Raw genomic sequence first — 9,882 nt, forward strand, 5'->3', positions numbered from 1 at the left:
CTCCTGACCAGGCTAAAAGTCTGATCACCTCATCTGTAGCATGATGAAGTGCAATTTCAATTGGTACTATACCGTGAGTATTTTCTGCATTTACGTCTGCACCATGATCAATAAGATATTGAATCATTGTGACATCATTATTATTAATTGCTGCAACCAAAGCAGAGCCGTGACTAACATCCTGATAATTTAAATTACCGCCTGCGGCTATTCTCTCTTTTACTAATTCGAGGTTTTTTCCACGTACCGCAAAAATTAATTTTTGATCGATGCTGAATGTCATAAAACACACGTAATTGTGTTAGCGATTAGCCTTATATGCGCCAAATTACTTCGACGACACGGGCGTATCGGGTACGGCTGCCAGTACATTCAGGTAGCGGGCGAACACGAACAACCAGTCTGACAGGCGGTTAATGTACTGCAACACGGGCGCGGCAATGTCGGTTTGTTCGCTGGCGCTTACCAATTGACGCTCTGCACGGCGACACACTGTTCTGCACACATGTGCCTGAGACGCCTGAACGCTGCCGCCGGGCAATATAAATTGCGTTTGTGGGGCGAGTGTTTGCTGCATGGCATCGATTTGCTCTTCAAGCTCAGCCACAGCCGATTCTGGTAAGCGAGAGCTAGCCGACATAGCAAATCCGGCGCTAAACAGGTTGTTTTGAATCCGGGTTAACCAGGCCAGCGATACGCCGTGTTCGCTGGTCTGTTGTGACCAGCTTTCCTGCAGTTGCGCGTGAAGCAGGCCAACATGCGCATTCAGTTCGTCTATTGCACCGTAGCATTCAATGAGCGGATCGTGCTTGCTTACCCGTATGGCTTTGTCTACGTAAACCTGAGTCTGGCCGGCATCGCCGGTCTTGGTGTAAATCTTCATTGTGTGTCGTCAGTATTACTTTGTTTTGCGGCCGGGCGGTCGTAGCGGCGAATTTGCACAACCATACCAAACAGCGGGTGATCGAAATAATGTAACTGTGTGCTGATCACGCGGCGAACCTGCCTGAACGGAATCGATACCAGTTCATAAGTTGGCGCGCTGGTTGAATCGCTCTGTTGCTTCACATCTGTTGCTACCGGCTGACGGTAAAACAGTTCACTGTTGATATGCAGGTAGGGCACGCTGTTGATGTATTTCAGGAATACCTGGATAAATCCGTCCAGCTCCCAGATTGGGGGTAGCTGGGTATTGTAAGGGTCGATATTTAAGCCAGTGTTTTCGTCCTGCGGGGCAGTCATAGCCGCGTAACTGATTGGCTGAGGCTGAGCAAGACGGGTATTGAGTTCATTGAAAAATGCGGCGGTTTTTTCGGCTTTCACGGTGTCAGGATCGATATAGGCTGAGTCGCTGCCACTATTCATTGAATCAGGCGAGTCCAGCAGGCCTTCGATGGGCTCGGGACGCAATTCGCCTTCAACGGTGAATTGTTCCGCAAAGTTCTGGCCAGCAAACAGGCGCAGGGTTTCGGCGTTATCCTGCCCGAACTTAACCTGCTGACGCCAGCTAAAGTGTGCCAGGCGATCAATGCCTTTGCGCCAGCGTACACTGGTAAACAAATCCTGTTGAGTGAGTTGTTCTTCAGACAATAAATGCGGTCCATTGGCGCGCGCCCAGTCTGCACCGTGAATAATTAATGGCGTTTGATCAGGAAACGGCACATGCAGGTTAGGGGCCTGCCAATGCCACTGCGGAGTATTGGTAACAAACGCTGGGCCTTGTTGAGCAACGCAGCTTAAGTCACGCTTTGCTGGCATTGCATTTTTGTAAATGATGTCGCCCACATGAGATTCTACCCAATAGCTGGCAATAGTTTCGGGGGAGGGGGGAATAATCACCGCTTCCGTGTCTGCAACCGTGTCAGACATCGTTGGCTCTAGAGATAACAGCGGGTCTGTGGTGTCTTGCTCATTTACGAGTGCGCTTTCTTCAACCGCTTCGGCTGAGTAACCGTCTACCGATTCGGTGACTTCAGGTTCTGGCTCTGGCTCAGGCTCTGGCACATAGTATTTTGCAATGATTTCTTCAAGATCAGGGGCTTCGGCCCAAAGGGGCGATTCAGGCTTTCCGCATACAGGCAAAGATGAATAGACCCACTGCAAATCCGGCTGGAAATACTGTGACAATAAATCCCAGTCTGTTTTGGGGGCGGTGAGCCGCGATTGCTGTTCAAAAGATTCCGATAAATCGCCGACGGCAGTGGAGCGTGAAAACAACACCACTTCTACGTCGAACCACCATTTATCGTCATCCTGGGCCATAGCATGGCCGCTTGAAAAGGTACTGAGTGCGATAAGACAACCGATAATCCGCCTCATGCTTATTTTGTCTCCCTGGCAAATTCTTCAATAAGCGCTTCCACCATAGCTAATCGTTCGCGCGCTGTCTCGGTTTTCTTTACGATCCGGAGTTTTTGACTGCCTTCAAACTTAAACATTTTGCTGCGGGTTTGCACCAGCGAAATGATGAAACCGGGATCTACCGGGGTAGTCTCTTTAAATTCCACGGTGCCGCCGACGCTGGTGAAGTCCATTTTTTGTATGCCCAGCTTATGTGCTTTTAATTTCAGTTCGGTAATGGCGATGAGGTTTTTAGCCGCGTCAGGCAGTAAACCAAAGCGATCGATACATTCAATTTGGAAGGCTTCGATGTCGTCGTTGTTTTTGCAACTGGCCAGCTGTTTGTATAGCGACAACCGGGTGTTTACGTCGGCAATGTAATCGTCTGGCAGCAGCGCCGGAATGCGAAGCTCAATTTCAGTCTGATGGCTGGCGGCTTCGTCTAATGACGGTTCTTTACCGGCTTTGAGCGCTTCTACCGCTTGTTCCAGCATATCCATGTACAGCGTAAAGCCCACGGTGGCGATTTGCCCTGACTGGTCTTCACCAAGCAATTCACCCGCGCCGCGAATTTCCAGATCGTGGGTGGCTAACGCAAAGCCTGCGCCCAGGTCTTCCAGGCTGGCAATCGCTTCAAGACGTTTAACCGCGTCGCGAGTCATGCGCTTGGGATGTGGGGTTAGCAAATACGCGTAGGCTTGATGGTGCGAACGGCCGACACGACCACGTAACTGGTGAAGTTGGGCCAGACCGAGATGGTCAGCACGGTCCATAATAATGGTGTTAGCAGTAGGCACGTCGATACCGGTTTCAATAATGGTGGTACATACCAACACGTTAAAGCGCTGGTGATAGAAGTCACTCATTACCGACTCCAGCTCGCGCTCTCGCATTTGACCGTGGCCAACGGCAATGCGCGCTTCTGGCACGATTTCGGCAATTTCTTCTGCCGTTCTGGCTATACTGTCGACTTCGTTGTGCAGGAAATACACCTGACCACCGCGTAAAATCTCACGCATAATGGCTTCACGGATCACCGCTTTGTCGCGCTGCTGTACGAAGGTTTTAATGGCTAAACGTCGTGCTGGCGCGGTGGCAATAATAGACAAATCACGCATGCCCGACATGGCCATGTTCAATGTTCTTGGTATCGGCGTGGCCGTTAGGGTCAGAATATCCACATCGGCGCGCAGTGACTTAAACTTCTCTTTCTGACGTACACCAAAGCGGTGCTCTTCGTCGATGATCACCAAGCCTAAATCGTTGAACTGCACGGCGTCGCTTAATAATTTGTGTGTACCAACCACAATGTCGACGTTGCCTGAGGCGATACCGTCGAGTACGGATTTTTGTGCTTTGCCGCTTACAAAGCGCGATATTACTTCAATTCTGAATGGCAGGTTGGCAAAACGGTCTTTAAAATTCTCGTAATGCTGCTGAGCCAGCAGGGTAGTGGGCACCAGAATAGCGACCTGTTTGCCCTGATTGGCTGCCAGAAACGCAGCGCGCATGGCGACTTCTGTTTTACCGAAGCCTACATCACCGCATACCAGGCGATCCATGGCCTGCGGTGCGCCCATATCCTGAATAACGGCATTGATTGCCTGCATTTGGTCGGGCGTTTCCTCAAACGGGAAGGTATCGGAGAATAACTGATAATCTTCCCAGTTAATGGGGTACGCAAAACCGGGTTTAGCGGCGCGTTTGGCGTAGACATCGAGCAATTCTGCAGCCACATCGCGCACTTTTTCGGCGGCTTTTTTCTTGGCTTTGGCCCAGGCGTCTGAGCCCAGGCTATGTAAAGGCGCGCTGTCTTGTTCACCGCCGCTGTAGCGCGAGATTAAATGCAGTGACGACACCGGCACGTACAGTTTTGCCTGTTTGGCATACTCAATACACAGGTATTCAGTGGGGATGCCGCCCGCGTCGAGGGTTTGCAAACCAATATAACGGCCTACACCGTGATCCAGATGCACCACAGGCTGACCGACAGACAGTTCGGCCAGGTTGCGAATAATGGCACTTTCGTCGGTGGCTTTTTGCGCTGTGCGTAATCGGCGCTGGCTGATTTTGTGGCCGAGTAACTGTGTTTCAGTAATAAATAACAGCTCGCCGTCCGGGTTGGACCAGCGGAAACTGTGTTCGACCATACCAATGCTGATCCCAACCGATTCATGGCTGGTGAGGAAGTCGTTAAAGTGGCTGAATTCTACCGGTTTGATTTGGTACTTGCGCAGCACGCCCAGCAGGTTTTCACGCCGGCCCTGTGATTCGGCACAGAACAGCACTTTTGCCCCTCGGGTTTTAGCGTCGTCTATAGCGGCTAATAATGCCTGAGCTGGCTGTTTCTTTTGCGGGTTCAGGGCGATGTCGTTGAGTTTTTCGCAGTGCAGATTGTGTTTACCTGCACTGTCTTCCAGCACTTCCTGACTTAACGAAACCCGCGGCCATTGCTTAATGCCTGAGAACAATTCATTGACAGGTAAGAACAAGGCTTCGGGCGGTAATAGCGGGCGGTCTTTGTTATAGCGATACTGTTCGTAGCGTTCAGATACGTCTGCCCAGAAGAACTCGCTGGCGTCGTTGACATCACCGTGCAGCACAAGTTGCGTGTCGGGGTGGAAGTAGTCAAACAGTGTGGCTGTTTTCTCAAAGAATAACGGCAGGTAGTATTCTACGCCGCTGGGCATAGTGCCGCGGGTAATTTGCCCGAATATTGATCCTTCGTTATTGCTGCCTTCAAAGCGGTCCAGAAACTGCTGACGGAACAGGTTCAGGGCGTTTTTGTCGGTTGGAAATTCCCTGGCCGGTAACATACGGATTTCGTTAACCGCGTCACTTGAGCGCTGGGTATCGGTGTCGAATAACCGAATACTGTCGACTTCGTCGTCGAACAGGTCGATGCGGTAAGGGTGTTTGCTGCCCATGGGGAACAAATCAATAATACTGCCCCGAACCGAGAATTCACTGTGACTAAGCACCTGACTTACGTGCAGGTAGCCGGCTTGTTCCAACTGTCTGCGGAAGGTGTCGCGGTCGAGCTGCTGACCCTTTTTAAGCAGCAGCAAGTGCTGGCCGATGTATTCCACCGGTGCCAGGCGCTGCATTAAGGTATTCACCGGTACGATGAAGATACCCGTTGGGTCCTGGGTTAAACGGAATAAGGTTTCCAGTCGCTGTGAAATAATATCCTGGTGAGGAGAAAACGTGTCGTAGGGCAGGGTTTCCCAATCGGGGAACAGCGTAACCGGCGTGTTGGACGCGTCGTTACCCAGGAAATAACGGATTTCTTTTTCAAGCTTTAGCGCTGAGGGCGTATCGGCTGTAACGAGTACCAGCGGCTTTTGTGCTTGTTGGCTGGCTTGTGCCACAGCTAGTGCACGGCTACTGCCTTGTAAATGGCCCCATTGCTGGTGATCCTGATGACTGGCGGACGTTCTGGCTTTGGGTAACGGCAATGAAAGAAGCGAGGCTGTCATGATTCCTGTTCAGTGTAATTAAGGCGTACTTGGCTCAACGGCAAAAGTGCGCGGATCTAGGGCTGATTCGATTGGTTACGCTTTTTAAGCTGCTGCGTTTGTAAGTGCAGGCTGGCTCGTACCAATAGCTCCTGATCCTGTTCTCGAATTCGGGTAAAAATGAAGGCTATATGGTAGCCATTCGGCTCTTGCTGGCAAGCAATAACTTCGCCGTAGCAAAAAACCGCAGCGGCCTCTTCGGTAACAAACAGTTTAAGCTCAGCGATAGTGCCAACCGCAAGTTCCGATTCGTGGTTTATGACCACGCCACCACCGCCGAACCTGATACTTTCAGTGCGGTAATTTGGATCGTCCTGTTGATGCAAAATATAAGACATCATCAGATCGATTTTACGCGACTGATGGGTGAGGTAATTCACCAAATCTGAAGCGTGGCTGCTTAGGTTTCTTAAGGGGCGTAGCGCCTGCGTTTCGATGGCTGACATTTCGCTGGCGATGCGAAACGCATAAGGCATGTGTTCTTCAAGTTGCTCCGGTTCAGGTAACACGAAATCGCTGGCAAGTGTGCGAACATTTACCTTTAGTGCATGGCCAATTAAAAAGAATTCGTTAAATTGTGCCTGCTTCTGTTCCAGTGTGAGTGAATCCACGTTACCTCTCCGGGCTGACTTGTGCGCTGGTTAGCTTACACGTATTATGCAGCGAGCTTAAGTTTTTGTTTATTATAACAGTGTTTTGATAAATACGCGCAGCGGCGCGCCCCTGTCGATAGTAAGCACGAAAACACTGTACCGGGACCCGATTTCATGCAATTACCACTCTCTGCATTTATAGCAACGCGATACGCTACTGCCGGTAAACACAATAGTTTTGTGGCGTTCATAAACCGATTTTCCATTGCCGGTATTGCGCTTGGGTTGATGTCGTTGATTGTGGTGCTGTCGGTAATGAACGGCTTTGAAGCTCAGCTACGCCAACGAATTCTGGGCATAGTGCCGCAGGTTGTCGCCCATGATACACCGGTTAAAAATATTGCCGAATTAGCCTTGCCGGGTGTGCGAGCCGTGAGCGTGTTTCGTGAAGCGGAAGGGTTGGTGCAGTCGCGTCAGGCGTTGCGGGGAGTGCAGCTTCAAGGCGTCGATCCTGAAGCCATGCAACAGCACAGCATAGTGGCTAAAAACATGCTGGAAGGCACATTTGACAGGCTCAATACCACCAAGTTTGGCGTGATTATTGGCCGGGCTCTGGCCATGGAACTGGAGGTCACGCCGGGCGACCAAATTCGCATTATGGTCGCAGGTGCCAGTGTGTATACGCCCTATGGCAGAATGCCGAGCCAGCGACTGGTAACGGTAACCGGGGTGTTCAATTTAGGTTCACAACTGGACGACAAGGTGATTTATTTACATGTAAATGACCTGACCCGTTTGTTGCGTAAGCCCGTCAGCAGCGTGGCCGATGCAAGACTGTTTTTAGATAACGCGTTTGAGTATCAGGGAGTCGTGCAGGCACTGCAGGATGCTGGATACGCTACCTCTGATTGGCGCTCTCGCCAGGGCCCCTTGTTTGACGCCGTAAAAATGGAAAAAAACATGATGTTTTTAATGCTGCTGCTCATTATTGCCGTCGCAGCGTTCAACATTGTGTCTGCACTGGTAATGGTGGTGTCTGAAAAGAATAGCGACATTGCCATTTTGCTCTCACAAGGCATGCAAGTCAGTAATGTACGAGCTATTTTCATGATCAATGGCGTGTTAAATGGGTTGAAAGGGGCGGCCATTGGCGCGGTACTGGGTATTTTAGCTGTGCTGTTTATTAACGATTTATTGGATTTGTTAGGGATACACCTGGCACTTTCGGCAGATGGTAACGGCTTACCCGTAGATGTGCGCTGGGAACAAGTAGTGTGGGTTACGTTGTTTTCGTTAGTGCTGTGTTTACTTGCCAGCTGGTACCCCGCACAGCGCGCCATGAAAGTGCAGCCTGCCAGAATTTTACAGCGAGAAGGGTAGTGCTTTAGCGTGCTAAATTTTAATCGCGCTTCAAAACTTGAATAAATGGTCAGGAAAATGCCGTAATATCCGTGCAATATTACTGAATTTTACCTATAATCTCGTTTTTATTTTTCGCCCGGTTCCGACACTATGAATAAAGTTTTTATTACGTCGCAGGATCTGCTTCAGGATTCATTTCGTCTCGCGTCGCAAGTGTACAAAGATGGCTTTCGCCCGCAGTTTATAGTGGGTATCTGGCGCGGCGGTGCGCCAATTGGTATTGCTGTACAAGAGTTTTTCGAATTTAAGAAAGTCCCTACGGATCATATTGCCGTACGTACTTCCTCTTACTATGGCATTAATAAGCAAAGCAAAGATATTCGCGTTCACGGCCTGCATTATTTAATTGAGAATGCCAATGCAGACGATGACCTGCTGATTGTGGACGACGTGTTCGACTCAGGCCGCAGCGTAGACGCACTTATTAAGCAAATCAAAAAGTTGATGCGCTTGAATATGCCAAAAGACATCCGTATTGCTTGCCCTTATTACAAGCCTGCAAACAACAAAACCGACATCGTGCCGGATTACTTTGTAAACGAAAGCGATGACTGGTTAGTGTTCCCGCACGAAATCGCTGATATGAGCGAAGAAGAAGTGCGCGCGGGCAAAACTGAACTTGCTGCTGTTATGGATATTCTTTACGACAAAGAATAGCCTCTCAATTTGTAAGCCCGTTTTTACTTACAGCAGTTCAAGCGGGCTTACCACTGCGTTTCCTCCCCGTTGTAATATATGTGTGTAGATTTGGGTGGTGCGCACGTCGCTATGGCCCAGCTGGTCCTGCACTGTTCGAATATCCGCGCCCTTTAGTAGTAAATGCGTAGCAAATGAATGGCGTAGCGTATGCGGTGTAACGGATTTTTTCAGGCCAATTTCCCTCGCTGTATTGCGTATTACCCGTTGTAATTGCTTTTCATCAATATGATGTCGGCGCCGTAACGACGATTCCGGATCAATACTGGTTTTACTTGCAGGAAATAAATACTGCCACTCCAAAGACTTATTGGCGCCTTGATATTTCTTAGCTAGTTGATGAGGCAGCCATACCCCAGCGTATTCCGGGTTAGCTTTATCTCGTTCCAGTAAATGTTTTACTTTTTCCGTTTGTGTTTGAAGTTGGGCAACAAGGGTGTCTGATAGCGTAACTACTCTGTGCTTTCCTCCTTTACCGTTCCAGATTTTCACGCAGCGGTAGTCGAAGTCGATATCTTTAACGCGTAATCGAACACATTCCATGAGTCTTAATCCGCTGCCATATAGCATAGACACGGGTAATGACTGACGTTCAGGAATATTCGCCAGTAACTGCTGTACTTCACTAATGGTTAAAACCGTGGGCAATTTGGGTTTTCGGCCACTATTCACAAAACCAATGTCGTCACTAAGTGGCTGTTCAAGGTACTTACTGTATAAAAATACCAACGCGTTGAGCGCACTAGCCTGCGTACTGGCTGAAAGATTTCGCTTTACCGCCAAATGGGTTAAGTAAACACGTACATCCTGATCGCCCATTTTCTTTGGGTGTTGGTACTTGTGAAATCGAATATAGTCCGCAATCCAAACCAAATAGGCTTTAATCGTGCGTTTTGCATACCGTTTGAGCATCATGAATTCATAGACTGCATTAATGAAAGGTGACTTCATGTAAATTCCTTTTTGCAGAAACTTACCACGCTAACTGCTATGCGCTAACTGAACCTATAGCGAGTTTTTACGCTGATTATTTCTTAGAAGTTGTAAAATCCGCTATAGTTTTCCAAGGCAAAAAATAATCACCAAGAGTGGTGTATTTAACGTAATAAAATTTAGACTGCACTAGGGCAGTGCGCATTAAAGGGTTGTAAGAAAAGAAGTTATCGGATTATTATGAACGAATTATATACCCCATTTTGGTGTAAGTTTTTACACCATTTGGGCAGATATTAAATTGTTATATGCCAAAGGGAATTTATGTATTGTCCAGAATGTAAGAAAGATGGAATACCAGCTTTTGGCAAAGCAATGCT

Annotated in this window: 8 protein-coding genes; 2 read left to right on the forward strand and 6 right to left on the reverse strand. The window is 48.9% G+C overall.

Annotated features, from left to right (window positions below; all coding sequences use genetic code 11):
• From AC4MRN_RS16645 to AC4MRN_RS16665, 5 genes are all read right to left on the reverse strand, one after another.
• On the reverse strand, positions 1 to 283 hold a 283-nt coding region (locus AC4MRN_RS16645), incomplete at its 3' end, for an ankyrin repeat domain-containing protein (protein WP_491203905.1).
• 45 nt (positions 284 to 328) lie between these two features.
• Positions 329 to 883 (reverse strand): cob(I)yrinic acid a,c-diamide adenosyltransferase, encoded by a 555-nt coding sequence (locus AC4MRN_RS16650; RefSeq protein WP_491203906.1) that lies wholly within the window; start codon positions 881 to 883, stop codon positions 329 to 331.
• Positions 880 to 2,319: a CsiV family protein gene (locus tag AC4MRN_RS16655; protein ID WP_491203907.1), complete on the reverse strand. Its 1,440-nt coding sequence runs from the start codon at positions 2,317 to 2,319 to the stop codon at positions 880 to 882. Before AC4MRN_RS16655 ends, AC4MRN_RS16650 begins: the two co-directional genes overlap by 4 nt.
• A 2-nt stretch (positions 2,320 to 2,321) precedes the next feature.
• A complete protein-coding gene (gene mfd, locus AC4MRN_RS16660; protein ID WP_491203908.1) occupies positions 2,322 to 5,819 on the reverse strand; it encodes a transcription-repair coupling factor in 3,498 nt (1,165 codons plus the stop codon).
• 56 nt (positions 5,820 to 5,875) lie between these two features.
• Positions 5,876 to 6,469 carry a PilZ domain-containing protein gene (locus AC4MRN_RS16665; protein WP_491203909.1) on the reverse strand — a complete coding sequence of 198 codons (594 nt, stop codon included), beginning with the start codon at positions 6,467 to 6,469 and terminating at the stop codon, positions 5,876 to 5,878.
• Between the two features lie 156 nt (positions 6,470 to 6,625).
• Between AC4MRN_RS16665 and AC4MRN_RS16670 the strand changes: the two genes are divergently transcribed.
• Both AC4MRN_RS16670 and AC4MRN_RS16675 read left to right on the forward strand, forming a co-directional pair.
• The gene (locus AC4MRN_RS16670) at positions 6,626 to 7,831 is read left to right on the forward strand and encodes a lipoprotein-releasing ABC transporter permease subunit (protein ID WP_491203910.1); all 1,206 of its coding nucleotides are present in this window, start codon (positions 6,626 to 6,628) and stop codon (positions 7,829 to 7,831) included.
• Between the two features lie 132 nt (positions 7,832 to 7,963).
• Positions 7,964 to 8,530: a phosphoribosyltransferase gene (locus AC4MRN_RS16675; protein WP_073324872.1), complete on the forward strand. Its 567-nt coding sequence runs from the start codon at positions 7,964 to 7,966 to the stop codon at positions 8,528 to 8,530.
• A 27-nt stretch (positions 8,531 to 8,557) separates the two neighbouring features.
• Here AC4MRN_RS16675 and AC4MRN_RS16680 read toward each other — a convergent pair whose 3' ends face one another.
• A complete protein-coding gene (locus tag AC4MRN_RS16680) occupies positions 8,558 to 9,520 on the reverse strand; it encodes an integron integrase (RefSeq protein ID WP_491203911.1) in 963 nt (320 codons plus the stop codon).
• Between the last annotated feature and the right edge of the window lie 362 nt (positions 9,521 to 9,882).

The organism is Marisediminitalea sp. (genome assembly GCF_984433645.1).